The organism is Pseudomonas sp. SJZ078 (genome assembly GCF_007828255.1).
Classification (GTDB): Bacteria; Pseudomonadota; Gammaproteobacteria; order Pseudomonadales; family Pseudomonadaceae; genus Aquipseudomonas.
The window spans coordinates 38,109-62,901 of the sequence record NZ_VIUG01000002.1 but is presented as its reverse complement, the minus strand read 5'-3'; the positions used below and the strand labels follow the sequence as shown (position 1 = coordinate 62,901).

Annotated in this window: 20 protein-coding genes; 7 read left to right on the top strand and 13 right to left on the bottom strand. The window is 62.4% G+C overall.

Translation table 11 applies throughout. The annotated features are described in order from the left end of the window. Positions 1-137: 137 nt before the first annotated feature. The 6 genes from FBY02_RS02115 to mreB form a co-directional block, all read right to left on the bottom strand. A complete protein-coding gene (locus tag FBY02_RS02115; RefSeq protein ID WP_144922785.1) occupies positions 138-3,941 on the bottom strand; it encodes a YhdP family protein in 3,804 nt (1,267 codons plus the stop codon). A gap of 61 nt (positions 3,942-4,002) precedes the next feature. Continuing rightward, a complete protein-coding gene (gene rng, locus FBY02_RS02110; RefSeq protein WP_144922782.1) occupies positions 4,003-5,460 on the bottom strand; it encodes a ribonuclease G in 1,458 nt (485 codons plus the stop codon). A 56-nt stretch (positions 5,461-5,516) separates the two neighbouring features. Beyond that, positions 5,517-6,113, bottom strand: a complete 597-nt coding sequence (locus FBY02_RS02105) for a nucleoside triphosphate pyrophosphatase (protein ID WP_144922779.1) — start codon at positions 6,111-6,113, stop codon at positions 5,517-5,519. A gap of 30 nt (positions 6,114-6,143) precedes the next feature. Continuing rightward, positions 6,144-6,632 carry a rod shape-determining protein MreD gene (gene mreD / locus FBY02_RS02100; protein WP_144922777.1) on the bottom strand — a complete coding sequence of 163 codons (489 nt, stop codon included), beginning with the start codon at positions 6,630-6,632 and terminating at the stop codon, positions 6,144-6,146. Then, a complete protein-coding gene (gene mreC / locus FBY02_RS02095) occupies positions 6,629-7,771 on the bottom strand; it encodes a rod shape-determining protein MreC (protein WP_144922773.1) in 1,143 nt (380 codons plus the stop codon). Before mreC ends, mreD begins: the two co-directional genes overlap by 4 nt. 138 nt (positions 7,772-7,909) lie before the next feature. Further along, on the bottom strand, positions 7,910-8,947 hold the full coding sequence (gene mreB, locus FBY02_RS02090) for a rod shape-determining protein MreB (RefSeq protein ID WP_002555108.1): 1,038 nt from the start codon (positions 8,945-8,947) through the stop codon (positions 7,910-7,912). A gap of 214 nt (positions 8,948-9,161) precedes the next feature. Between mreB and gatC the strand changes: the two genes are divergently transcribed. The 6 genes from gatC to FBY02_RS02060 all read left to right on the top strand — a co-directional run bounded on the left by gatC (position 9,162) and on the right by FBY02_RS02060 (position 14,391). After that, a complete protein-coding gene (gatC, locus tag FBY02_RS02085; RefSeq protein ID WP_047699507.1) occupies positions 9,162-9,449 on the top strand; it encodes an Asp-tRNA(Asn)/Glu-tRNA(Gln) amidotransferase subunit GatC in 288 nt (95 codons plus the stop codon). A 16-nt stretch (positions 9,450-9,465) separates the two neighbouring features. Beyond that, a complete protein-coding gene (gatA, locus tag FBY02_RS02080; RefSeq protein ID WP_144922770.1) occupies positions 9,466-10,917 on the top strand; it encodes an Asp-tRNA(Asn)/Glu-tRNA(Gln) amidotransferase subunit GatA in 1,452 nt (483 codons plus the stop codon). 10 nt (positions 10,918-10,927) lie between these two features. Further along, positions 10,928-12,373, top strand: coding sequence for an Asp-tRNA(Asn)/Glu-tRNA(Gln) amidotransferase subunit GatB (gatB, locus tag FBY02_RS02075; RefSeq protein ID WP_144922767.1), 1,446 nt, complete (start codon positions 10,928-10,930; stop codon positions 12,371-12,373). A 152-nt stretch (positions 12,374-12,525) separates the two neighbouring features. Beyond that, positions 12,526-12,903, top strand: coding sequence for a septal ring lytic transglycosylase RlpA family protein (locus tag FBY02_RS02070; RefSeq protein ID WP_144922764.1), 378 nt, complete (start codon positions 12,526-12,528; stop codon positions 12,901-12,903). Positions 12,904-12,952: 49 nt separating this feature from the next. After that, a complete protein-coding gene (locus FBY02_RS02065) occupies positions 12,953-14,014 on the top strand; it encodes a calcium/sodium antiporter (RefSeq protein ID WP_144922761.1) in 1,062 nt (353 codons plus the stop codon). After that, complete coding sequence (locus FBY02_RS02060; protein ID WP_144922758.1) at positions 14,011-14,391, top strand: carboxymuconolactone decarboxylase family protein; 381 nt, start codon at positions 14,011-14,013, stop codon at positions 14,389-14,391. The genes FBY02_RS02065 and FBY02_RS02060 overlap by 4 nt, the downstream gene beginning before the upstream one ends. Positions 14,392-14,512: 121 nt before the next feature. Here the strand turns inward: FBY02_RS02060 and FBY02_RS02055 are convergent, their stop codons facing one another. The 5 genes from FBY02_RS02055 to kdgD all read right to left on the bottom strand — a co-directional run bounded on the left by FBY02_RS02055 (position 14,513) and on the right by kdgD (position 21,168). Next, on the bottom strand, positions 14,513-15,454 hold the full coding sequence (locus FBY02_RS02055) for an AEC family transporter (protein ID WP_144922755.1): 942 nt from the start codon (positions 15,452-15,454) through the stop codon (positions 14,513-14,515). Between the two features lie 205 nt (positions 15,455-15,659). Next, positions 15,660-17,213 (bottom strand): galactarate dehydratase, encoded by a 1,554-nt coding sequence (gene garD / locus FBY02_RS02050; RefSeq protein WP_144922752.1) that lies wholly within the window; start codon positions 17,211-17,213, stop codon positions 15,660-15,662. 13 nt (positions 17,214-17,226) lie between these two features. Further along, positions 17,227-18,597, bottom strand: a complete 1,371-nt coding sequence (locus FBY02_RS02045) for an MFS transporter (protein ID WP_144922749.1) — start codon at positions 18,595-18,597, stop codon at positions 17,227-17,229. An 84-nt stretch (positions 18,598-18,681) separates the two neighbouring features. After that, on the bottom strand, positions 18,682-20,127 hold the full coding sequence (locus tag FBY02_RS02040; protein ID WP_144922746.1) for an aldehyde dehydrogenase family protein: 1,446 nt from the start codon (positions 20,125-20,127) through the stop codon (positions 18,682-18,684). 129 nt (positions 20,128-20,256) lie between these two features. Further along, entirely contained in the window at positions 20,257-21,168 is a 912-nt protein-coding gene (gene kdgD / locus FBY02_RS02035) for a 5-dehydro-4-deoxyglucarate dehydratase (protein ID WP_144922743.1), read from the bottom strand. 370 nt (positions 21,169-21,538) lie between these two features. Between kdgD and FBY02_RS02030 the strand changes: the two genes are divergently transcribed. Continuing rightward, positions 21,539-21,895 (top strand): hypothetical protein, encoded by a 357-nt coding sequence (locus FBY02_RS02030; RefSeq protein WP_144922740.1) that lies wholly within the window; start codon positions 21,539-21,541, stop codon positions 21,893-21,895. A gap of 96 nt (positions 21,896-21,991) precedes the next feature. On the opposite strand, the gene FBY02_RS02025 is transcribed toward FBY02_RS02030, so the two are convergent. After that, positions 21,992-22,738: a FadR/GntR family transcriptional regulator gene (locus FBY02_RS02025; RefSeq protein WP_144922737.1), complete on the bottom strand. Its 747-nt coding sequence runs from the start codon at positions 22,736-22,738 to the stop codon at positions 21,992-21,994. Positions 22,739-23,004: 266 nt separating this feature from the next. Further along, positions 23,005-24,732 (bottom strand): ABC transporter ATP-binding protein/permease, encoded by a 1,728-nt coding sequence (locus FBY02_RS02020; RefSeq protein WP_144922734.1) that lies wholly within the window; start codon positions 24,730-24,732, stop codon positions 23,005-23,007. Between the last annotated feature and the right edge of the window lie 61 nt (positions 24,733-24,793).

Here is a 24,793-nt window from a genome sequence, read left to right as displayed (position 1 = left end):
GGTGCTTCCTCATCTGTTGCATCGCTCACCTTGTGGGAGCAGGCTTACTCGCGAAAGCGGTGCATCTCTCAGAACAATGTTGAATGTGCCGACGCATTCGCGAGCAAGCCCGCTCCCACAGAAGTTGGCGTTGTCTATCAGAACGGTTTGTCGAAAGTGATCTTCGGCTCTTTCCACGGCCCCTTGACGTCGTATCTTACGCTGGCAAAACGCGCCACGCGGTCGCCGATCAGCTTGTCGATCAAAAACAGCGCACCGCCCACCGCCGGTGCGCCGACAATCAGCGCGGCAATCGGCAGGTTGTTGGTCACCGGTAATGTCACCTGCAACTTGGCGTCGACCCGGTCAGCCACCATGTCCAATGTCCCGTTGAGTTCCAGGTTGCTCGAAGGCCCCGTCAGGGTAATGGGTTCACGGGTCACGTAGACGCCATTGCTCGCCACCAACAGCCCCTTGACGCGATCGTAGCTCAGGCCTTTGCCGAACAGGTCGGAGAAGTCCAGCCGCAGCCGTCGGCCGATGGAGTTGAAGTTCAACAGGCCGAACACCCGCAACGCCTGGGCGCTGCCCTCGACCTCGACGAACTGGCCCTTGCTCAACGACGCATCGAGGCTGCCGGAAAAGCGCTTGGTCGCGACCCACGCCGGTGAGCCAGGCCAATTGCCGTCGACGTCCAGGTGGAAGTCCTGGCTGGTCACGCTTGGGGCGAATCCCCAGCCCTTGAGCACATCAGCCAGGTTCTTGCCGCCGATACGCCCCTTGTACCAGCTGCGGGTGGAACCGGGCACGCCTTCCCAGCCGCCACTGCCCTGCAACACCATGCCCTTGAGACCCATGTCCAGATTATTCAGCGCAATGCCCTTGCTGGTCGGACGCACCTTCAACGACCAGGCACCGATCAGATCCGGTCCCTGGAACAATTGGGCAATCGCGATATCCATGGCCGGGATCCGGGTCGGGTCCACCGATGCCAGCGGATCCGGCGCGTTCTCATCGGCTTGCACCGTCGGGTCCGCGGCCGGCAGGCGAACGTAATCGAGCTTGATCCCGATCGGAGTGCTTTTCGCATCCGGGAGGCTGGCGCTGCCCTTGGCCTGCTGGCTGTCGAGACCCAGGGCCCAGGCATCCGGCTTACGGTCGAGCTGCACCGAGGCCTGGTCCAGGGTCGTTCCCATGGCCGTGAGCTTGCCCACCTTCAGATCGACACCGCTGAGCAGTTGCTTGGCGCTGCCGCTCGGGTCCTGTCCGGCGTACTTGTTCAGCAGGTCCTGCCACGGCCCGACATCCAGTTCCGACAGTGTCCCACGCAGCCGCACCCCTTTGGCTCCCGGCAAGACAGCATCGCCGCCCCCGAGCAACAGCTCGCCGCGACCATCGGCCGGCTTCCCGCCCGGCGCTGCGTAAGTGAAGCTGGCGAGGTCGCCATAATTGACCCAGTAACGCCGCTCCGGCCCCTGCAGCGTCATGCGGAACACCGTGTCTCGCCCGGTGTCGGCCGTCATGCCGAAGGGCGCCGGCAGGTCCACCGCCACGCCCTTGAGGTTGGAACTGACCGACAACTGGCTGTCGGCGCCGTCGAGTATCACCTGCAATTGGTAAGGAACGACCCCGGAAACAGGCAACGGCTGGGTAACGTTCAGCCAGTCGGTGAGTTTTTTGACCTCCAGACGCCCGGACGCCACCACCCGGGTATTGAGCGCACCGGCACGGCCATCGGCAAAGATCTGCGCGGTCAAAGGTCGGTCGAACGCCCGGGTGGCGATGTTCTTGCCGCTCAGCCCCTTACTGCTGTCGAAGCGGAAATCGCCCTTGAGCTGAGTCAGCTCCAGCACCGGATCGCTGAGCTTGAGCCGGGCGTTGTCGGTGCTGAAGTCCACCAGGATCTTCGGTGGGTCTCCCTTGGCCAAGGGAATATCGAGTTTCACAGAACCTTGCAGGCCGCCTTCGCCTTCCCAGCCGGCGAATGTCTCAGCCGTGCCGATGGGCGCCGTCTGCAGGATTTTCAGCCCGTCCCCCAGCCCCCCGGCGAACCCGCCCTCCAGCAGCAGATGGGAATGCTGCCCATTCGGGGCATGGGGAATGTTCACCGCCACGTCCTTGACCTGGGTGTCCAGCAATTGTCCCTGGCTGGCGAAGATGCGCACGCCGCTGTCTTCGACGAAGACATCGCCGCTGACCTTGCCAACCGAAGGCCAGCCCGGCTGGAAGGCCAGTTCGGCGTCATGCACCTTGAAGAACAGGCTGATGCTGCGGGCCGCGTCCTCGGCGCCGTGGTTCAGCGAGCCCTGGTACTGGAAAAACCCTTCATCCACGGCCCCCTTGACGATGGCCGTGCGCAGCCACTCATCCAGAGCCGGGCTCAGCACCGCCGGCAGGTACTTGCCGGTGTAACGCCCGTCGCCGTCCACCAGGCCGACCCGCAAGTCCATGTAGTCTTCCTGGCTGTGATCGAAATGCAGGCGGATCAGGAAATCGCCGGCAATCCGGCCCTCCTCCCCCAGCACCTTCAGGTAGGGCGCGATCAGGGTGAAACCTTGCTGGTCGAGCTTCCAGGTCAGCCGCGCATTGGCCTGCAGGTATTGCCAGGGCTTGGCGAAGATCGGGTCCAGGTGCAGGGAAAAATCCTTGCTGTCCATGCGCAGCTCGCCGCCGCCGAGATCGCCGCTGAGGCTGCCCGAGACGTTACGCGCTGCGGGGGCACCGTGATAGGCATTGAAACCCACCGTGTCCAGGTTGGTGGCAAAGCTGACCTTGCGATCACCGGCATTCTGCGGCCGGTAGTCCACCCACACGTTGCGCAGCGCGCCAGTGAACCTGAGACGGTCGATGGCCGTCGCGACCCCCTCGGGCAAAGGCGCCAAGGCATTGAGCAGCGGCGTAATCGGAGTCAGGTCGAGACGATCGGCCTGTAGATGCCAGAGTTCTTCAGCCTTCTCGGTGGCCGCACTCTGCTGCAGTTGCAAGCGCGATTCCCAGCGGGTTTCCCCCAGGCTCATCGCCAGGGAATCGAACGTCGCGGTGAACCCGTCGCTGCCGCGCTGGAAATAGCCGTTGAGTGCCAGGTTACGGATCTGTACCGGCTTGCGCTCGGCGTAGGCGCCGCTGATGTCCGGCGCATTCAGGCGCACTGCGGCACTTTGCAGCGTGCCATTCCCCCAACTCAGCCAGAACTCGCCGCCGGCCTTGGCCTGGGAGAAATGCCATTCGCGGGTCAGGCGCTTCGGCAGCCATTTCGACCAGTCGCTCTGTGGCAGGCTCAGGTAGGCTTCGGCCTGGCCGTTCTTCCAATCGGCGGCGCGGATCCGGGTACGCAGGTTGATTGCCAGCGGTTGCCCGTCGGGCAGGGTCAGGCGCGCATCCAGGCGCTGGCGGCTGACGCCGGTCCTGAGACTCAGGCCCACATAGGTCAGGGTCAGCGGTGCTTGATCCAGCGGCTGCAAAGTCACCTGGCTGTCCAGGATCGAAAGCTTCGAGACCATCTGCATGCGATCAAACAATTGCTGCGGGTCGAACGGTTGATCGTCCTTGACCGGCAGGCCTTCCAGGGCCCACTTGCCGTCGGCGCCTTCCTTGAGGCTGATCTTCAGGCCCCCGAGCTCCAGGTGGGCGATGCGTACCTGGCGGGCCAGCAGGCTGGCCCACAGGTCGGGCACGGCACGCACCTCGTCCAGGTGCATGGCATTGGCGCCATCGCCGATCATCACGTCGCGAGCCAGCAGAATCGGCGCCAGGCCACTCCATTTGCCCTCAAGGCTTCCAACCCGCAACGGCATGCCCAGCGTTTCGGTGGCCCGGCGCTCGATCTCGGTACGGTATTCGGCTACCAGCGGCGCCAGTTCCCGCCCCAGGCTGACATACAGCGCCAGCAGTACCAGCAGCAGCGCGCACAGACCCAAGCCCCAGCGGGTCAGCACGGCCAGAATGCGGGTCAAACGCTCCATGTCAATGGACTCCCCAGGCAAAGGTATTCAAATCGGCGAGACCACCGCTTCAGGAGCCACTTCAGAGCAGCACAACGTCGTATTGTTCCTGGGAGTACATGGTCTCTACCTGGAAGCGAATCGTACGCCCGATAAAGGCCTCCAATTCCGCGACATTACCCGACTCCTCATCGAGCAGGCGGTCTACCACTTTCTGGTTCGCCAACACTCTATAGCCAGTGGCCTGGTAGGCGCGCGCCTCCCGGAGAATTTCCCTGAAGATTTCGTAACACACGGTTTCCGGGGTCTTCAGCTTGCCCCGCCCCTGGCAGGCGCTGCACGGCTCGCAGAGCACCTGCTCGAGGCTTTCCCGGGTGCGTTTACGGGTCATCTGCACCAGACCCAATTCGGTGATGCCGATGATGTTGGTCTTGGCGTGGTCGCGTTCGAGTTGTTTTTCCAGGGTTCGCAGCACCTGACGCTGATGCTCTTCGTCCTCCATGTCGATGAAGTCGATGATGATGATCCCGCCCAGGTTGCGCAGGCGCAGTTGGCGAGCAATGGCCGTGGCGGCTTCCAGATTGGTCTTGAAGATGGTTTCTTCGAGATTGCGATGGCCGACGAACGCCCCGGTGTTCACGTCGATGGTGCTCATGGCCTCGGCCGGATCGACCACCAGGTAGCCGCCGGACTTGAGCGGCACCTTGCGCTCCAGGGCCTTCTGGATTTCGTCCTCGACCCCGTACAGGTCGAAAATCGGCCGCTCGCCTGGATAATGTTCCAGGCGATCGGCGATTTCCGGCATCAGCTCGGCGACGAACTGCGTGGTTTTCTGGAAAGTTTCCCGGGAGTCGATGCGGATTTTCTCGATCTTGGGGCTGACCAGGTCCCGCAGCGTGCGCAGCGCCAGGCCCAGGTCCTCGTAGATCACGCTGGGGGTGGCGATGGTCTTGATCTGCGCGGCGATCTGGTCCCAGAGCCTGCGCAGGTAACGGATGTCCATGAGAATCTCATCGGCGCCGGCACCTTCGGCCGCGGTGCGCAGGATAAAACCACCGGTCTCCTTGATCCCTTCCTTCTCCACGCAATCGCTGACCACCTGCTTGAGGCGTTCGCGCTCGGCCTCGTCCTCGATCTTCAGGGAAATGCCGACATGAGCGGTGCGTGGCATGTACACCAGGTATCGCGACGGAATGGACAGTTGCGTGGTCAGGCGCGCGCCCTTGGAACCGATGGGGTCCTTGGTGACCTGCACCACCAGGCTCTGGCCCTCATGGACCAGCGCGCCGATGCTCTCCACGGCAGGCCCTTCGCGCATGGAAATCTCCGAGGCATGGATGAACGCCGCACGGTCCAGGCCAATATCGACGAACGCCGCCTGCATGCCCGGCAACACCCGCACCACCTTGCCTTTGTAGATGTTGCCGACAATGCCGCGTTTTTGCGTGCGCTCGACATGAACCTCTTGCAGCACACCGTTTTCAACCACCGCCACGCGCGATTCCATCGGCGTGATGTTGATCAGGATCTCTTCACTCATGGCAGGGTCTCGTTCAGGCATTTTCACGATAATGGCTGCATCTGGTCAGGCGGCGTTCAACGCACGTTCAAGGTTTGCCAACAGGGTATGCCGAAATGCTCCAGCAGTTGCGCGGTTTCGCACAGCGGCAAGCCAACTACCGCAGAATAGCTGCCCTCCAGCCCGGCAACGAATACCGCACCCAGCCCCTGGATGCCGTAGCCACCGGCCTTGTCCAAAGGTTCACCGCTGGCCCAGTAGGCCGCCGCTTCCTCTTCGCTGATAGGGCGAAAACGCACCCGACTGCGGACCACCCGGGATTCGCAGCGTTGGCCATCCAGCACGGCAATGGCGGTCAGCACCTCATGGTCGCGACCGGACAGAGCCAACAGCATCGAGCGCGCATCGCTCTGGTCCAGTGGTTTACCGAGAATCTGCCCGTCGAGCACCACCGCCGTGTCGGCGCCCAACACGCAACCACCGTCGTCGATCGGCAATGCCCGCCGCCCGGCCTCAGCCTTGCCGCGTGCCAGGCGCTCGACATAAGCCGAAGGGGTTTCGTGATTCAGGGGAGTTTCGTCAATGTCCGCGCTGATGGCGGTAAAGGACACGCCAATCTGCGTGAGCAGCTCACGCCGACGCGGCGAGCCTGAAGCGAGGTAAAGCGGTTTCATCAATGCATCTCCCGCTCAAGCCCGACCCAATCAGTTGATCTTGAAACGCAGACGCAGGCCACGCAAACCGAAGCTGACCCAAGGCCAGAGCAAGGCACTGACCAGGGCCGGCAGCACCAGTGCCAGGGTTGGCTGGCGATTGCCGGTCAGCGCGCTGAGCCATAGCTGTACCAATTGCGCCAGGCCGAATATCACCAGGATCACCAGGCATTGTTGCCACATCGGGAACATCCGCAGGCGCTGCTGTAGCGACAGCACCAGAAAGGTAATCAAGGTCAGGATCAGCGCGTTCTGCCCCAGCAGCGTTCCATAGAGCACGTCTTCGGCCAGCCCCAGACACCAGGCGGTGACCATGCCGACCTTGTGCGGCAGCGCCAATGCCCAGAAAGCCAGCAGCAAGGCCAGCCACAACGGGCGAAGGATCTCCATGAATTGCGGCAGCGGCGAAACGCTGAGCAACAGGCCCAGGGCGAAGGTCAACCAGACCATCCAGCCGTTACCGAAGTGGGTACTGCTCATTCTTCTCGTGCTCCCCTGGTGGCGGGCGTGGCGGCGGGCACTCTGGCAGCCGGGCGCGACGGTTGGGCCTCTGGTGCATGAGTGGCCGGTGCATGCGTTGCAGGCCTGGCCGGTGTCGCGGCGGGCGTTGCCGACCTGGCAGGCGTGGTAGCGGGGGTAGCAGCCGGTGTGGTTACTGGCGTAGCCGGTGTGGACACGGGCGGATTCGGCGTTGCGGCCGGCACGGGTGCGCCAGCGCCGGGGACAACCGCTTCGCCGCCCTGCCGGTCCTGGGCTTCCTGGGCCGCGGCAGCGTCGTTGGCGCGCTCCTCAGGCGTGCGGTTGTCGCTGAACACCAGCAGCAGGTAACGGCTGCGGTTCAGCGCGGCAGTGGGTACCGCACGGACAATGGCGAATGGCTGGCCGGAGTCATGGATCACTTCCTTGACCGTCGCCACCGGATATCCGGCCGGGAAGCGCTGGCCGAGGCCGGAACTGACCAGCAGGTCGCCTTCCTTGATATCGGCAGTGTCAGCCACGTGCCGAAGCTCCAGGCGTTCCGGGTTGCCGGTGCCGCTGGCAATCGCCCGCAGACCGTTGCGGTTGACCTGCACGGGGATGCTGTGGGTGGTATCGGTCAACAACAGCACGCGAGACGTGTAGGGCATCAACTCCACCACCTGGCCCATCAGGCCGCGGGCGTCGAGCACCGGCTGGCCGAGGACCACGCCGTCGCGCTCACCCTTGTTGATGACGATCCGGTGGGTAAACGGGTTGGGGTCCATGCCGATCAACTCGGCCACTTCGACCTTTTCGTTGACCAGTGCGGAAGAGTTGAGCAACTCGCGCAGCCGCACGTTCTGCTCGGTAAGGGCCGCCAGCTTCTGCAGGCGTCCCTGCAACAGCAGGTTCTCGGTCTTGAGTTTTTCGTTTTCGGCGACCAGCTCGGTCCGGCTGCCGAACTGGCTGGCCACACCTTGCCACAGCCGTTGCGGCAGGTCGGTGATCCAATAGGATTCCATCAGGACCAGCGACATCTGGCTGCGCACTGGCTTGAGCAGTGTGAAGCGGGCATCGACCACCATCAGCGCAACCGATAGCACGGCCAGCACCAGCAGGCGCACACCCAACGAGGGGCCCTTGGCAAAAAGCGGTTTAATAGGCCGCTCCTCCCAGGCAAATGTTCTCTTTATTCATACGGCATCAAACCGGCCTGGATACGAATGACAGAAGATAAACGCCAACGGGCAGCACTGCAAAGTGCTGCCCGGAAGCGAACAACATGGACCCGGCGAGACTTATTCGCTGGAGAGCAGGTCCATGGTGTGCTTGTCCATCATTTCCAGGGCGCGACCACCGCCACGGGCAACGCAGGTCAGTGGATCTTCGGCAACGATCACCGGCAGGCCGGTTTCCTGGGCCAGCAACTTGTCGAGGTCACGCAGCAACGCGCCACCACCGGTCAGCACCAGGCCGCGCTCGGCGATGTCCGATGCCAGCTCCGGCGGCGACTGCTCCAGGGCGCTCTTCACCGCCTGGACGATGGTCGCCAGGGATTCCTGCAGCGCTTCCAGCACTTCGTTGGAGTTCAGGGTGAATGCGCGAGGAACGCCTTCGGCCAGGTTACGGCCACGAACGTCGACTTCGCGGACTTCACCGCCCGGGTAGGCCGTGCCGATTTCCTGCTTGATGCGCTCGGCGGTGGATTCGCCGATCAGGCTGCCGTAGTTGCGGCGCACGTAAGTGATGATCGCTTCGTCGAAGCGGTCGCCGCCCACACGCACGGATTCGGCATAGACCACACCGTTGAGAGAGATCAGCGCGATCTCGGTGGTGCCGCCACCGATGTCGACCACCATCGAACCGCGGGCCTCTTCCACCGGCAGGCCGGCGCCGATGGCAGCGGCCATCGGTTCTTCGATCAGGAACACCTCACGGGCACCGGCGCCAAGGGCCGATTCACGGATGGCACGACGCTCCACCTGGGTGGACTTGCATGGAACGCAAATCAGCACACGAGGGCTGGGCTGCAGGAAACTGTTTTCGTGAACCTTGTTGATGAAGTACTGCAGCATCTTCTCGCAGACGCTGAAGTCGGCGATCACGCCGTCCTTCATCGGACGAATGGCTGCGATGTTGCCCGGTGTACGGCCCAGCATGCGTTTGGCTTCGGTACCAACAGCCACGACACTTTTCTGGTTACCGTGGGTGCGGATGGCCACGACCGAGGGTTCATTCAGGACGATACCGCGCTCGCGCACGTAAATAAGGGTGTTGGCAGTGCCCAGGTCAATGGAAAGATCGCTGGAAAACATGCCACGCAGTTTCTTGAACATGGGAAAGGGACCCTAGGCAACGCGTGGGTAAAAAAGTGCGGCAAACTCTAACAACGACAGGGATTTTGGGCAAGGCGCCAATATGTTAAATTGGCCGCTTTTCTGTGCACCAACCCCTACAATCGCGGCCGTAGGGCCGTAGAAATGCGGTAGTGTTCCGACAATCTAACACACGGACAGACTGCGTCCGTTCTGTTTTCCACTGGAGAATCCCATGGCGCTTGAACGCTCCGACGTGGAAAAAATCGCTCATCTGGCCTGCCTGGGCCTCAATGAAGCCGATCTTCCACATATCACTTCCGCCCTGAACAGCATTCTGGGGCTGGTCGACGAGATGCAGGCGGTCAATACCGACGGTATCGAACCGCTGGCCCACCCACTGGAAGCCAGCCAGCGCCTGCGCGCCGACGTCGTGACCGAACCCGACAACCGCGAGGCCTACCAGGCCATCGCGCCAGCGGTCGAAAACGGCCTGTACCTGGTTCCGAAAGTCATCGACTAAAGGGAAAGAGCCTCTCATGCATCACATGACACTGGCCGAGGTCGCCCGCGGACTCGCCGATAAAAAGTTTTCCTCCGAAGAGCTGACCAAGGCCCTGCTGGCGCGCATCGCCCAGCTCGACCCACAGCTCAACAGCTTCATCAGCGTTACCGAAGAGCTGGCCCTGAGCCAGGCCAGGGCGGCCGACGCTCGCCGTGCCAACGGTGAAGGCGGCGCCCTGCTCGGCGCGCCGATCGCCCACAAAGACCTGTTCTGCACCCAGGGCGTGCGCACCAGCTGCGGCTCGAAGATGCTCGACAACTTCAAGGCCCCGTACAACGCCACCGTGGTTGCCAAGCTGGCCGCCGCCGGCGCCGTGACCCTGGGCAAGACCAACATGGACGAATTCGCCATGGGTTCGGCCAACGAGTCGAGCCACTACGGCGCGGTGAAGAACCCCTGGAACCTGGAACACGTACCCGGCGGCTCGTCCGGCGGTTCCGCCGCCGCCGTGGCCGCGCGCCTGTTGCCAGCCGCGACCGCCACCGACACCGGCGGCTCGATCCGCCAGCCCGCGGCGTTCACCAACCTCACCGGCCTCAAGCCCACCTACGGTCGCGTGTCGCGCTGGGGCATGATTGCCTACGCTTCCAGCCTCGACCAGGGTGGCCCCTTGGCACGCACCGCCGAAGACTGCGCGATCCTGCTGCAAGGCATGGCCGGCTTCGACCCCAATGACTCCACCAGCATCGACGAACCGGTGCCGGACTACAGCGCCGGCCTCAACGGCTCGCTGCAAGGCCTGCGCATCGGCGTACCGAAGGAGTACTTCGGTGCCGGCCTCGATCCACGCATTGCCGACCTGATCCAGAACAGCGTCAAGGAACTGGAAAAGCTCGGCGCCGTGGTCAAGGAAATCAGCCTGCCGAACATGCAGCACGCGATTCCGGCCTATTACGTGATCGCCCCGGCGGAAGCCTCCTCGAACCTGTCGCGTTTCGACGGCGTGCGCTTCGGCTATCGCTGCGAGAACCCGGAAAACCTGATCGACCTGTACAAGCGCTCCCGTGGCGAAGGCTTCGGTGCCGAAGTGCAGCGGCGGATCATGGTCGGTACCTACGCGCTGTCCGCAGGCTACTACGACGCCTACTACCTCAAGGCGCAGAAAATCCGTCGCCTGGTGAAGAACGACTTCATGGCCGCCTTCAACGAGGTCGATATCATCCTCGGCCCGACCACGCCGAACCCGGCCTGGAAACTCGGCGCCAAGAACAGCGACCCGGTCGCTGCCTACCTGGAAGACGTCTACACCATCACCGCCAACCTCGCTGGCTTGCCGGGCCTGTCCATGCCGGCCGGTTTCGTCGATGGCCTGCCGGTGGGCGTGCAGTTGCTCGCACCGTACTTCCAGGAAGGCCGCCTGCTCAATGTGGCGCACCAGTACCAGCTCAATACCGACTGGCACACCCGCACCCCAACCGGCTTCTGAGGAGACACACATGCAATGGGAAGTCGTGATCGGGCTGGAGATTCATACCCAGCTCACCACCCGGTCGAAAATTTTTTCCGGCAGTTCCACCACGTTCGGCTCCGAACCGAACACCCAGGCCAGCCTGGTCGACCTGGGCATGCCTGGCGTGCTGCCAGTGCTCAACGCCGAAGCCGTGCGCATGGCGGTGATGTTCGGCCTGGCGATTGACGCCGAGATCGGCCAGCACAACGTGTTCGCCCGCAAGAACTACTTCTACCCGGACCTGCCCAAGGGCTACCAGATCAGCCAGATGGAACTGCCGATCGTCGGCAAGGGCCACCTGGACATCGCCCTGGAAGACGGCACGATCAAGCGTGTCGGCATCACCCGTGCGCACCTGGAAGAAGACGCCGGCAAGAGCCTGCACGAAGAATTCAACGGCGCCACCGGCATCGACCTGAACCGTGCCGGCACGCCGCTGCTGGAAATCGTCTCCGAGCCGGACATGCGCAGCGCCAAGGAAGCCGTGGCCTACGTCAAGGCGATCCACGCCCTTGTCCGTTACCTAGGCATCTGCGACGGCAACATGGCCGAAGGCTCGCTGCGCTGCGACTGCAACGTGTCGATCCGGCCCAAGGGCCAGGCCGAGTTCGGCACCCGCTGCGAGATCAAGAACGTCAACTCGTTCCGCTTCATCGAGAAGGCGATCAACAGCGAGATCCAGCGCCAGATCGAACTGATCGAGGACGGCGGCAAGGTCATCCAGCAGACCCGCCTGTACGACCCGAACAAGGACGAGACCCGTCCGATGCGCAGCAAGGAAGAAGCCAACGACTACCGTTACTTCCCCGACCCGGACCTGCTGCCGGTGGTGATCGAAGACTCGTTCCTCGACGACGTGCGCGCCACCCTGCCGGAACTGCCGCCGCAGAAACGCGAGCGCTTCCAGGCGCAGTTCGGGCTGTCGAGCTATGACGCCAACGTCCTGGCCACCAGCCGCGAACAGGCCGATTACTTTGAGAAAGTCGTCGGCATCGGCGGCGATGCCAAACTGGCGGCCAACTGGGTAATGGTCGAACTGGGCAGCCTGCTGAACAAGCAGGGGCTGGAAATCGACGAGTCGCCGGTATCGGCCGAGCAACTGGGCGGCATGCTGCTGCGGATCAAGGACAACACCATCTCCGGCAAGATCGCCAAGATGGTCTTCGAAGCCATGGCCAACGGCGAGGGCAGCGCCGACGAGATCATCGAGAAGCGCGGCTTGAAGCAGGTCACCGACACCGGCGCCATTTCCGCCGTACTCGATGAGATGCTCGCGGCCAACGCCGAACAGGTCGCACAATACCGTGCGGCGGACGAAGCCAAGCGCGGCAAGATGTTCGGTTTCTTCGTCGGCCAGGCCATGAAAGCCTCCAAGGGCAAGGCCAACCCGCAACAGGTCAACGAACTGCTGAAAAGCAAGCTCGAGGGTTGATTGCCATGGAGCCAGCTATTCGACCTGGCTCCACTCTCCCTTGTGGGAGCGAGCCTGCTCGCGATAGCGGTGGTTCAGCTTGCATCAGTGCTGAATGTGCCGTCCTCATCGCGAGCAGGCTCGCTCCCACATTTGTATTTGGAAACTCTCGAATGATGCGTCTCCTCGGCGCCTGCGCCCTGCTGTCCCTGCTGGCCGGTTGCGCCAGCCAGAGCGGGACGGTCGATCCACACGGCTACGACCAGACCGGCGTCGCCTCTTATTACGGTGCCAGGCACCATGGCAAGCGCACCGCCAGCGGCGAGCGTTTCGACCAACACAGCCTGACCGCCGCCCATCGCCAGCTGCCGTTCGGTACCCGGGTGAAAATCACCAACCTGGGCAACAATAATGCCGTGGTGGTGCGCATCAACGACCGTGGCCCATACTCCCGAGGCCGTCTGATCGACGTGTCCCGCGAAGCCGCCGAGCAGTTGGGCATGCTGCGCACCGGCACCGCGCGGGTACGCGTGCAAGCCCTCGACGATTGATAGACGGAGCCCAGCCATTTCCCTACTTGCCGATTTACCGCTGTTCAGCCTGATCGAACTGTTCGGTGGCCTGCTGTTGCTGATTGCCGGTGCCGAGTTGCTGGTGCGGGCCGCTGTCGGCCTGGCGGCACGTTTGCAAGTACGCCCCCTGATCATCGGCCTGAGCGTCGTCGCCTTCGGCAGCAGCGCGCCGCAGATGGCCGTCAGCCTGCAAGCGACCCTGGCGCAGAACGCCGACATCGCCGTGGGCAGCGTGATCGGCAGCGGCATCTTCAACATCCTCGTGACCCTCGGCCTGTCGGCGCTGATCATTCCGCTGCGGGTCTCGCGCCAACTGGTGCGCCTGGACATCCCATTGATGATCGGTGCCAGCCTGTTGGTGTTCGTGCTGGCCTGGAACGAAGAACTGACGCGGCTGGATGGCATGCTGTTGCTGATCGCCCTGGCGATGTACCTGGGCTTGTTGCTGCGCCAGTCACGGCACTCCGGGCGTCCCCATGCCATAGCGGTCGATGTGACACCGGGGTCTTGGCTCAAGAGCCTGTCGATGATTGTCGCGGGCCTGGCGATGCTGATTTTCGCCGGGCATCTGCTGCTGGGCGCGGCAGTGGAAGTGGCCACCGACCTGGGGCTTTCCGAACGCATCATCGGCCTGACCGTCGTCGCGGTCAGCACCTCGCTGCCGGAACTCGCCACCTCGCTGATCGCCGCTTTGCGCGGCCAGCGCGACATCGCGGTGGGCAACGTGATCGGCAGCAACCTGTTCAACCTGCTGGGGGTCCTCGGGGTGACCGCCCTCGTCGCGCCGACGCCGCTTTCGGTTTCGCCGAACGCGCTGGACTTCGACCTGCCGGTGATGCTCGGCGTGGCGGTGCTGTGCCTGCCGGTGTTCTATTCCGGCTATCGGGTTACCCGCGCCGAAGGCTTGTTGCTCCTGGGCTTGTACCTGGCCTATGGGCTCCACGTGATGTCGTTCACCACCGGCATGCCCCTGGCTGGCCAGCTGGAACGGCTGATGCTGTTCTACGTCCTGCCGGGCTTGCTGGCATTCTTGCTATTCACCTCCGTGCGCGCCTGGCGCCGCCAACACCACAAGAGGGATTTGCCATGACCGATACTCCAAAGACCGGCGTGGACATGCGTCGCCAGGTGATGGGCGACGCGTTCGTCGACCGCGCCCTGGGCAACGCCACCGAGTTCACCCAACCGTTGCAGGACTTCGTCAACGAACATGCCTGGGGCAGCGTCTGGAGCCGCGAAGGCCTGCCGCTGAAAACCCGCAGCCTGATCACACTGGCCGCCCTCACCGCGCTCAAATGCCCGCAGGAGCTCAAAGGCCATGTGCGTGGCGCACTGAATAATGGCTGCACGGTGGAGGAGATTCGCGAAGCATTGCTGCATTGCGCGGTGTACGCCGGGGTGCCGGCGGCAATCGATGCGTTTCGGGCGGCGCAGGAAGTGATCGAGGCGTATCAGAAGCCAGCGTAAAACGTGAGATTGATGGTGGATGGGCCGTCCTCTTCGCGAGCAAGCCCGCTCCCACAGGTTCAGCGTAAATCCTGTGGGAGCGGGCTTGCCCGCGAAGAGGCCCTAAAGAGCAGCTCCCCGCCTAGATCCACCCACCCCACTGCAACACAAAGATCCCCAGGTTGGTGGTGATCGCCGCCATCAGCGTGGTGATGACGATGATCGCCGCCGCCAGTTCATGGTTGCCATCGGCGGCGCGGGCCATGACGAAGCTGGCGGCGGCGGTGGGGCTGCCGAAGTATAGGAACAGGATGCCCAGTTCCGCCCCGCGAAAGCCCCAGAGCCAGGCACCCAGGGTGGTCAGCGCCGGCAGGCCGACCATTTTCACCAGGCTCGAACTCATGGCCATCTTGCCGCTCTTACGCAATGCCGCCAACGACAGCGTACCGCCGATGCAGATCAGCGCCAGGGGCAAGGTCATCTGCGCCAGATATTTGCCTGACGTCTCGAACCAGTTCGGCAAACCAATCTGCCAATAGGCGAACGGCGCGGCGACGATCACGCTGATGATCAGCGGGTTGCTGAACACGCTTTTGCAGATGCTCCACGGGTCAGACTTGATCACCGGGCTGTAGACCGCCAGCACGATGGTCGACAAGGTGTTGTAGAACAGAATCACCAGCGCCGCGAGAATCGCCCCCAGGGAAATCCCGTAGTCGCCATACATGCTGGCCGCCAGCGCCAGGCCGATGACCCCGTTGTTGCCACGAAACGCACCTTGGGTGTAGATGCCGCGATCTTCCCGCGGACAGCGCCAGATCGCCCAACCCCAGGCCATGGCGAAACTCACCAGGGTGGCGATGGAAAAATAGATCAGCAGGTCCGGCTGCAATGCCGCATGCAGGTCGGCATGGAGAATGCCGAGGAACAACAGCGCCGGCATGGTGACGTTGAACACCAGGGACGAGGCGATATGAATGAAATTGTCGTTGATCCAGTCGATGCGCTTGAGCAGCACCCCCAGAAACAGCATGGCAAACACCGGCGCGGTGATGTTCAGGGTTTCGAGGAAAATTGCCAGCATGCCGGGGACCTTGAGAGGGGTGTCGTTAGGTGGCTAATGGTAAGCCACTCACGGCATTGGCGTCTGGAGATTCCTGTGGGAGCGGGCTTGCTCACGAATGCGGTATGTCATCCGATGCATATGTTGAATGACACACCGCTTTCGCGAGCAAGCCCGCTCCCACATTGGATTATGGGCGAGCGCAACATCTGCGCTCGCCGCCGGCTCAGGTAATCGGCGCCGGGTTGAACAGGGTGATGTCGTTGAACAGTTTGTGCTGTTCGGCCCAGGTCTTCTTCTTGCCGCTGGCCACGTCCAGATAATAGTGGAACAGCTCCCAGCCCAGTTCTTCGATCGAAGCGCGGCCCGTGGCAATCCGGCCGGCATCGATGTCGATCAGGTCCGGCCAGCGCTGGGCCAGTTCGGTACGGGTCGAGACCTTCACCACCGGCGCCATCGCCAGACCATACGGCGTGCCACGGCCGGTGGTGAACACATGCAGGTTCATCCCCGCCGCCAGCTGCAAGGTGCCGCAGACAAAATCACTGGCCGGGGTGGCGCAGAAGATCAGGCCTTTGTGCTTGAAGCGCTCGCCCGGGCCGAGCACGCCGTTGATCGCGCTGCTGCCGGACTTGACGATCGACCCAAGGGATTTTTCGACGATGTTCGACAGCCCGCCCTTCTTGTTGCCCGGCGTGGTGTTGGCACTACGATCGGCCTCGCCCTTGGCCAGGTAACGGTCATACCAGTCCATCTCGCGCACCAGTTCCTGGGCGACTTCCCGGGTTTGCGCCCGGGAGGTCAGCAGGTAGATGGCGTCGCGCACTTCGGTGACTTCGGAAAACATCACCGTCGCCCCGGCGCGCAGCAACAGGTCCGAGGCATAGCCCAGCGCCGGGTTGGCGGTGATGCCGGAAAACGCATCGCTGCCGCCGCACTGCATGCCCAGGATCAGCTCCGAAGCCGGCACGGTTTCACGACGGCGCTGGTCGAGTTTCTTCAGACGGGTTTCAGCCAATTCCATGATCTGTTCGATCATCTCGGTGAAGCCGTGGCTGGAGTCCTGCAGGCGATACAACCATGGCTCGCTGAGGTCCACCGAGCTGTCGTTCTCATGCATCACCTGCCCGGCCTGCAATTTCTCGCAGCCCAGGCTGATCACCAGCGCTTCGCCACCCAGGTTCGGGTTGCGTGCCAGGTTGCGCACGGTACGAATCGGGATGTAAGCGTCGGTAGCGGTGATCGCCACGCCACAGCCATAGCTGTGGGTCAGCGCCACCACGTCATCAACGTTCGGGTACTTGGGCAGCAGCTCATCCTTGATGCGCTTGACCGCATGGTCCAGCACCCCGGTCACGCACTGCACCGTGGTGGTGATGCCCAGGATATTGCGCGTGCCGACGGTACCGTCGGCGTTGCGGTAGCCTTCGAAGGTGTAGCCCTCCAGCGGCGCATCCGCCGCCGGCACGTCGGTGGACAGCGGCAAGCTGTCCAACGGTGGTGCGGTGGGCATGCGCAACTGATCTTCCTTGACCCAGCTGCCACGGGGGATTGGTTGCAGCGCATAGCCGATGACCTGGCCATAGCGAATCACCTCGCCGCCCTCGGGAATATCCTGCAGCGTGACCTTGTGGCTCTGGGGCACGAAGTCCACGGTGACCAGGCCATCCGGGAACTCGGTCCCGGCTGGTACGCCCTGGTCGTTGACGACGATCACCACGTTGTCCCGCTCGTGCAGGCGGATGTAACGGGGCGAGTCGGCATGTTCAATCAATTGCATTGCTGCCGCTCCTTCAGGATTTAGCTTCGGACAGGCTGGAGATGCCGGCATCCTTGGCCGTTGGTTCCTTGAGCACCACACGCTTGATCGGCCCGACGATGACCAGGTAGCTGAACACCGCCACCAGCGCGTTGCAACCGACGAATACCAGTGCCCACTTGAACGAACCAGTGGCGCTGATGATGTAGCCGATGACAATTGGCGTGGTGATCGACGCCAGGTTGCCGAAGGTGTTGAACAGGCCACCGCTCAGACCGGCGATCTGTTTTGGCGAGGTGTCGGACACCACGGCCCAGCCCAGTGCGCCCACGCCTTTGCCGAAGAAAGCCAGGGCCATGAAGCCCACCACCATCCACTCGATGTCCACGTAGTTGCACGCCACGATGCTGCTGGACACCAGCAGGCCGCCGATGATCGGTGCCTTGCGGGCGAAGGTCAGCGAGTGGCCCTTGCGCAGCAGGTAGTCGGAAATCACCCCGCCCAGCACGCCGCCGATGAAACCGCAGATGGCCGGCAAGGACGCGATGAAGCCGGCCTTGAGGATGGTCATGCCACGTTCCTGCACCAGATACACCGGGAACCAGGTCAGGAAGAAGTAGGTGATACCGTTGATGCAGTACTGGCCCAGGTACACGCCGAGCATCATGCGGTTGGTCAGCAGTTGGCGGATGTAATCCCACTTCGGACCGTCGGCCTTCTTCTCCTTGCCCTTACCTTTGTCCTGGTCCATGTCGACCATCGCACCGTTGGCGGCGATGTGATTGAACTCGGCTTCGTTGATCATCGGGTGCTGGCGCGGGCTGTGGATCACTTTGAGCCAGATCAGCGAAAAGACGATGCCGATCACGCCCATCACGATAAACACGTGCTGCCAGCCGAAGCGGTAGACGATCCAGCCCATCAACGGTGCGAACAACACGGTGGCGAAGTATTGCGCCGAGTTGAAAATCGCCGAGGCGGTGCCGCGTTCTGCGGTGGGAAACCAGGCGGCGACGATCCGTGCGTTGCCCGGGAAGGACGGCGCTTCGGCCAGCCCGACCAGAAAGCGCAGCATGAACAGCGCAACCACGGCGGTGGAGAGGCCGAACTCACCGACATAGCCTTGCAGCACGGTGAACAGCGACCAGGTGAAAATGCTCAAGGCATAGATTTTTTTCGACCCGAAACGGTCGAGCAGCCAGCCGCCAGGGATCTGCCCGGCCACATAGGCCCAGCCGAAAGCGGAGAAGATATAACCGAGGGTGACGGCATCGATGCCGAGGTCTTTTTGCAGGCTGGAGCCTGCGATGGCGATGGTGGCGCGGTCAGCGTAGTTGATCGTCGTCACCAGGAACAGCATGAGCAGGATCAAATAGCGGACGTGAGTCGGCTTGGTCGCTTGCATGTAACAGTACTCCCACTATTTATTTTTATGCGGGTCAGCAGATTGTACGACCGGGCTGGATAACCAACCCGGTCGGTGTTGCGGTCACGAGCCGATGTAGGCGGTCTTCACCACGGTGTAGAACTCCTGCGCGTAGCGACCTTGCTCACGCGAACCATAGGACGAACCTTTGCGCCCGCCGAACGGCACGTGGTAATCCACGCCGGCGGTTGGCAGGTTGACCATCACCATGCCCGCCTGGGAATGGCGCTTGAAGTGGTTGGCGTACTTCAATGACGTAGTGGCGATACCGGCGGACAGACCGAACTCGGTGTCGTTGGCCATTGCCAGCGCTGCCTCGTAGTCGGCCACGCGCACGACGTTGGCCACCGGGCCGAAGATCTCTTCACGGCTGATGCGCATGGCCGCTTCGCTGTCGGCGAACAGGGTCGGCGCCAGGAAATAGCCTTCGGTGTCGCAGGTCACCAGGCCGCCGCCGCTGACCAGCCGCGCACCTTCGCTCTGGCCGATGTCGATGTACTTCAGGTCCTGGTTGAGCTGGGCCTCAGAGACCACCGGGCCGATGTCCGTACCCGCCTTCAGGGCATGACCGACCTTGATCGACTGCATGCGCTCGGCCATGGCTTCGACAAATTTGTCGTGGATACCGGCGGTGACGATCAGGCGACTCGATGCCGTGCAGCGTTGGCCGGTGGAATAGAACGCGCTCTGCACCGCCAGTTCGACAGCCTGCTTGAGGTCGGCGTCGTCGAGGATGATCTGCGGGTTCTTGCCACCCATTTCCAACTGCACCTTGGCCTGACGCGATACACAGCTGACTGCGATCTGCCGACCCACGCCTACGGAACCGGTGAAGCTGATGCCGTCGACTTTCGGGCTGTTGACCAGGATGTCACCGACCACGCGGCCGCTGCCCATCACCAGGTTGAACGCACCGGCCGGGAAACCGGCGCGGGAAATGATTTCCGCCAGGGCCCAGGCGCAACCCGGCACCAACTCGGCCGGCTTGATCACCACACAGTTGCCGTAGGCCAGGGCCGGGGCGATTTTCCATGCAGGGATGGCGATGGGGAAGTTCCACGGCGTGATTAAACCGACCACACCCAGGGCTTCACGAGTCACTTCAACGTTGACGCCCGGACGCACCGACGGCACATAGTCGCCGGACAGGCGCAGGCATTCACCGGCGAAGAACTTGAAAATATTGCCGGCGCGGGTCACTTCGCCAATGGCCTCGGGCAGGGTCTTGCCCTCCTCCCGGGCCAGCAATTGGCCGAGTTCTTCGCGACGGGCGAGAATCTCGCTGCCGACTTTATCCAGCGCATCGTGACGGGCCTGGATGCCCGAGGTCGACCAGGCCGGGAATGCGGCGCGGGCCGCTTCGATGGCGGCGTTGACTTGCGCTGCGTCAGCCTTGGCGTATTCACCGATGACATCGGACAAATCGGACGGGTTGATGTTGGTGCAATAGTCGGCACCGGCTACCCACTGACCGTTGATGTAGTTATCGAAACGCTTTGCATCAGTCACGGAGCTACTCCTTCTACAAAAGCTGTCAAGGAACGCCGAGCGTCCCTGGCTGCATTCCCACGCAGAGCATGGGAACGATCAAGCCTTACGCAAAAAGCCGCTGATTGCTCAGCGGCTTTGTCGGGTCGGTTACTGCTTGCCTTGCTTGTCCATCAGCGCGGCCAGTGCCTCGTATTCTTCTGGCAGCAGGTCGGTCAGCGGGGTGCGCACAGGACCTGCGTCGTAGCCGGCGATCTTCGCGCCCGCCTTGACGATGCTCACGGCATAACCGGCCTTGCGGTTGCGGATGTCCAGGTAAGGCAGGAAGAAATCGTCGATGATCTTGCCGACGGTCTCGTGATCGTCACGGGCAATGGCGTGGTAGAAGTCCATCGCGGTTTTCGGGATGAAGTTGAACACCGCCGAGGAGTAGACCGGCACGCCCAGGGCCTTGTAGGCCGCGGCATAGACTTCAGCGGTCGGCAGGCCGCCCAGGTAGCTGAAACGATCGCCGAGGCGGCGACGGATCGACACCATCAGTTCGATGTCGCCCAGGCCGTCCTTGTAACCGATCAGGTTCGGGCAACGCTCGGCCAGTTGCTCCAGCTGAACCGCGTTCAGGCGGCAGACGTTGCGGTTGTACACCACCACGCCGATTTTTACCGATTTGCACACAGCTTCGACGTGGGCGGCAACGCCGTCCTGGCTGGCTTCGGTCAGATAGTGCGGCAGCAACAGCAGGCCCTTGGCACCCAGGCGTTCGGCCTCTTGGGCGTACTCGATGGCCTGGCGGGTGGCACCGCCGACACCGGCGAGGATTGGCACGCTGGTAGCGCAGGTGTCGACAGCCGTCTTGATGACTTGCGAGTACTCGCTGGCGGCCAGGGAGAAGAATTCACCGGTGCCGCCCGCTGCGAACAGTGCAGAGGCGCCGTACGGGGCCAGCCACTCGAGGCGCTTGATGTAGCTGTCGCGATTGAAATCGCCTTGGGCAGTAAAATCGGTGACCGGGAACGACAGCAGGCCAGACGAGAGGATGGACTTCAGTTCTTGTGGATTCATTATTCGAACACCCTGGGACGCAAAATGGTATGTGAAATGGTTAAGCTTCGGCCAGAAGTTGTAGGTCATCGTACAACTTAAAATACACACGTCAACTGCATTTCGTCTTTTGTCAGGTTTGAGGCCATGGAGGTTGGTCGCGAAGCCTTGTAAATCGGGCCATCCGGCGAAATTGGAAAGCCAATGAAACTTGCGAGCAAGTCCCCTGGACCGCTCATCGAGACTGTCAACTCTGTCAGTAGGCGAGATTGCGGGAAGGAGGCATAACGGCAGTGTGGCCGTGCGACGCCCGGCTATGGTCCTTTTCTGAAATCTTTAAAGTGAGTCGCCCGGACGCAACGATCAAGGCCGCCTCACGAGGAGTGACACCATGGCGAAGACGTATGCGAAACCGATGCTCAAGGATTTTCCAGCCACCGGGGAAGTCACTATCAGCTTGGCAAAGACAAAGACGTTAACCGTGAAAATTCCGGATGCAGCTTTCAACCCGAACTCGAACGCCCAACTGACTCTGGGCGTCGGCTCGACGCCTCCAACTCCGGTAGGCACGTTTACACCTCTGACCGACGGCGAGGAAGGTACGCCACGCAAGGATGTGACAATGACGCTGACCCGTGCCGACTTGGCAGCTTACGTCGGCCAATTGGTTGAGCTTCGTTATGAGGTTAGCTACGAGAGCTGGGATCCCGATACATCCGAGCCGCAAATGTTGCGGATCAGCGCGTAGGGCTGGCGCCTGCGATTTCTCAGGCAGGGCAGGCACGCAGATAGAAAACCGGACACCACTCCCTCGCCACCGAGGCGCCTCTCGCCCAACCTTTGATCAACCCTGCGCCTGGGCCTCTTCATGAGCCTGGCGCAGCCTTTCGCGGCTGTTGGTCAGGTGCAAACGCATGGCCGCACGGGCCGCGTCGGAGTCCTGGCGGGCGATGGCCTCGTAGATTTCCTCGTGCTCGCGGCTCAGGCGGTCCATGTAGTGCTGCTGGTCGTCATGGGCCAGACGCGCCGAGTTCAGCCGGGTACGCGGGATGATGCTGGTGCCCAGGTGGGTCATGATGTCGGTGAAGTAGCGGTTGCCGGTGGATAGGGCGATTTCCAGGTGGAAGGCGAAATCCGAGGCCACCGCGTCGCTGGCGTGGGCGGCGCTTTCCTTCAAGGCGTCAAGGGCGGCACGCATCGTCGCCAGTTGCTCGTCGCTGCGGCGCTGCGCCGCGAGCCCGGCGGATTCCACTTCCAGGCTGATGCGCAACTCCAGGATCGCCAGCACGTCCCGCAAGGTGACTACCGTGGCCGGGTCGATGCGAAAACCGCTCGGGCTGGGCGTGTCCAGCACGAAGGTGCCGATGCCGTGGCGGGTTTCCACCTGGCCGGCCGCCTGCAAGCGGGAAATCGCTTCGCGGACCACGGTGCGGCTGACGCCATGGGCCTCCATGATCGCCGACTCGGTGGGCAACTTGTCGCCACGCTTGAGCAGGCCGTCACGGATCTGCTCGGTCAGCACCGTCACCAACTCCTGCGCCAGGCTGCGGCGCTTACGGGGAAAGCGTGGTACGTCGATCGGGTTTTCCATGGGGCTCTTTCTCGGCAAGCGATTGAATGCGCATTATCATAGCGTAACGTGGTTGTATGATCACCGTAGCGTGCAGCGACCCTTTCTATTTGAGCCCGACGATGAACCGGGTTGCCCTCATCGCGAGCAGGCTCGCTCCCACAGTGGATCGGTGGAGCAAGGCTTCTGTGGGAGCGGGCTTGCTCGCGAAAGCGGCGTGCCAGACAGCATAAGGTCAACTGACACAGTGCGTTCGCGAGCAAGCCCGCTCCACAGGTTTTGCATGTTCAGGCGGTTAACGCATGCTCCACGAGATGGCCATTTTCGATACGCACATGTCGTGGATGGAAACGTTTCAAACTGCTTCGGTGGCCGACGCTGACGATGCTCAATCCCGGTAACTGATCGATAAGCGCCTGGTACAGCGTCGCCTCGTCTTCCTCATCCATCGCCGACGTCGCTTCGTCCATGTACAGCCACAGCGGCGCGTAAAGCAATGCGCGGGCGAAGGCCAGGCGTTGCTGCTCGCCGGGCGAGAGCATGCGCTGCCAGTGGTTGCTTTCATCCAGCCGCGCGATCAGGTGCGGCAGGCGGCAGGTTTCCAGCACCTGTGCATAACGTTCGTTGGGATAGACGTCGCCGGGCTGTGGATAACTCAGCACTTCGCGCAGGCTGCCAATCGGCAGATAGGGTTTCTGCGGCAGGAACAGATAACGCGCCGCCGGCAATACAATGCGACCATGCCCGGTGGGCCATAGGTGCCCCATCGCCCGGAACAGCGTGGATTTACCACTGCCGGAACGGCCGCTGAGCATCACCCGCTCCCCAGCGCCAACGGTCATGTCGGCGTCGTCGAGCAGATGACGCCCGTCATTCAGGTCCAACCCCAGGTGGTGCACCTCCAGTTGGTTACCCTGGCTTTGCACATCGATGGCCGGCACGCGCGCTTCGTTGTCGCTCATGGCCTGGCGGAAACTCAGCAGACGATCGCAAGTGGCGCGCCACGCGGCAAGGTCGGTATAGGCGCTGATGAACCAGCTGAAACTCTCCTGCACATTGCCGAACGCCGAGTTGATCTGCATGAGTTCACCCAGCTGGATCTTGCCGGCGAAATAACGCGGCGCCGCCACCATGAACGGGAAGATGATCGCGATCTGGCCATAGCCGGAGGTGAAGAACGTCAGGCGCTTGGACACCCGCATGATGTCCCAGAAGTTATGCCAGACCAGGCCGAAACGCCCGCTCAGACGACGGTTTTCGTTGGGCTCGCCGTTGTACAGCGCAATGCTTTCGGCATTCTCGCGCACCCGCACCATGGAAAAACGCAGGTCCGCTTCGAAGCGTTGCTGGTTGTTGTTCAGGCCGATCAGGCGACGGCCGATCAGGTGCGTCAGCCAACTGCCGACCGCCGCGTACACCAGCGCGCACCAGAACATGTAGCCGGGAATGGTGTAGCCGAACACCTCGATGCTGCCTGACACACCCCACAGGATGACCGAGAATGACACCAGGCTGACCACGTTGCGCAGCAAGCCCAGCCCCAGGCCCAAGGTATTGCTGGTGAAGCTGTTGAGGTCTTCGGAAATGCGCTGGTCCGGGTTGTCGGTATAGCCACCCTGCTCCAGCTGGTAGTAATTCTTGTTATCGAGCCAACGGGCAAAATGCTGCTCGGTCAACCAGGCCCGCCAGCGGATAGTGAGCATCTGCGTAAGGTACAAGCGGTACACCGCACCCAGGATCGCCACCGCGGCGATGCCGCAGAAATACAGGATCAGCTGCCAGAACGCCGCGCTGTTCTTCTCTTGCAGCGCGTTGTAGAAGTCCTTGTACCAGCTGTTGATCCACACCGAAATTGCCACACTGAACAGCGACAGCGCGATAACGGCGATCAACAGCGTCCAGGCCTTGCCCTTCTCCTCACTGCGCCAGTACGGCGTGGTCATGTGCCAGACACGGCGGAAAAACTGCCCGCGCACTGCATCGTTGACCGCGGAATATTCAGCGTTCTGATTCATCGTTAAAGCTCAATAAAGAGAAAGAGTCGGGCCGATCATAGAGCAACGGCCCGATGTGTCG

What these genes read in the sequence shown, in the direction of transcription:
- FBY02_RS02025 (WP_144922737.1), bottom strand. Translation starts at nt 22,738, where the DNA reads ATGGAAAACCCGATCGACGTACCACGCTTTCCCCGTAAGCGCCGCAGC.
- FBY02_RS02020 (WP_144922734.1), bottom strand. Translation starts at nt 24,732, where the DNA reads ATGAATCAGAACGCTGAATATTCCGCGGTCAACGATGCAGTGCGCGGG.
- FBY02_RS02055 (WP_144922755.1), bottom strand. Translation starts at nt 15,454, where the DNA reads ATGCTGGCAATTTTCCTCGAAACCCTGAACATCACCGCGCCGGTGTTT.
- kdgD (WP_144922743.1), bottom strand. Translation starts at nt 21,168, where the DNA reads ATGAATCCACAAGAACTGAAGTCCATCCTCTCGTCTGGCCTGCTGTCG.
- FBY02_RS02045 (WP_144922749.1), bottom strand. Translation starts at nt 18,597, where the DNA reads ATGCAAGCGACCAAGCCGACTCACGTCCGCTATTTGATCCTGCTCATG.
- gatC (WP_047699507.1), top strand. Translation starts at nt 9,162, where the DNA reads ATGGCGCTTGAACGCTCCGACGTGGAAAAAATCGCTCATCTGGCCTGC.
- FBY02_RS02030 (WP_144922740.1), top strand. Translation starts at nt 21,539, where the DNA reads ATGGCGAAGACGTATGCGAAACCGATGCTCAAGGATTTTCCAGCCACC.
- rng (WP_144922782.1), bottom strand. Translation starts at nt 5,460, where the DNA reads ATGAGTGAAGAGATCCTGATCAACATCACGCCGATGGAATCGCGCGTG.
- FBY02_RS02105 (WP_144922779.1), bottom strand. Translation starts at nt 6,113, where the DNA reads ATGAAACCGCTTTACCTCGCTTCAGGCTCGCCGCGTCGGCGTGAGCTG.
- FBY02_RS02115 (WP_144922785.1), bottom strand. Translation starts at nt 3,941, where the DNA reads ATGGAGCGTTTGACCCGCATTCTGGCCGTGCTGACCCGCTGGGGCTTG.
- gatB (WP_144922767.1), top strand. Translation starts at nt 10,928, where the DNA reads ATGCAATGGGAAGTCGTGATCGGGCTGGAGATTCATACCCAGCTCACC.
- mreD (WP_144922777.1), bottom strand. Translation starts at nt 6,632, where the DNA reads ATGAGCAGTACCCACTTCGGTAACGGCTGGATGGTCTGGTTGACCTTC.
- gatA (WP_144922770.1), top strand. Translation starts at nt 9,466, where the DNA reads ATGCATCACATGACACTGGCCGAGGTCGCCCGCGGACTCGCCGATAAA.
- FBY02_RS02070 (WP_144922764.1), top strand. Translation starts at nt 12,526, where the DNA reads ATGATGCGTCTCCTCGGCGCCTGCGCCCTGCTGTCCCTGCTGGCCGGT.
- FBY02_RS02060 (WP_144922758.1), top strand. Translation starts at nt 14,011, where the DNA reads ATGACCGATACTCCAAAGACCGGCGTGGACATGCGTCGCCAGGTGATG.
- garD (WP_144922752.1), bottom strand. Translation starts at nt 17,213, where the DNA reads ATGCAATTGATTGAACATGCCGACTCGCCCCGTTACATCCGCCTGCAC.
- mreB (WP_002555108.1), bottom strand. Translation starts at nt 8,947, where the DNA reads ATGTTCAAGAAACTGCGTGGCATGTTTTCCAGCGATCTTTCCATTGAC.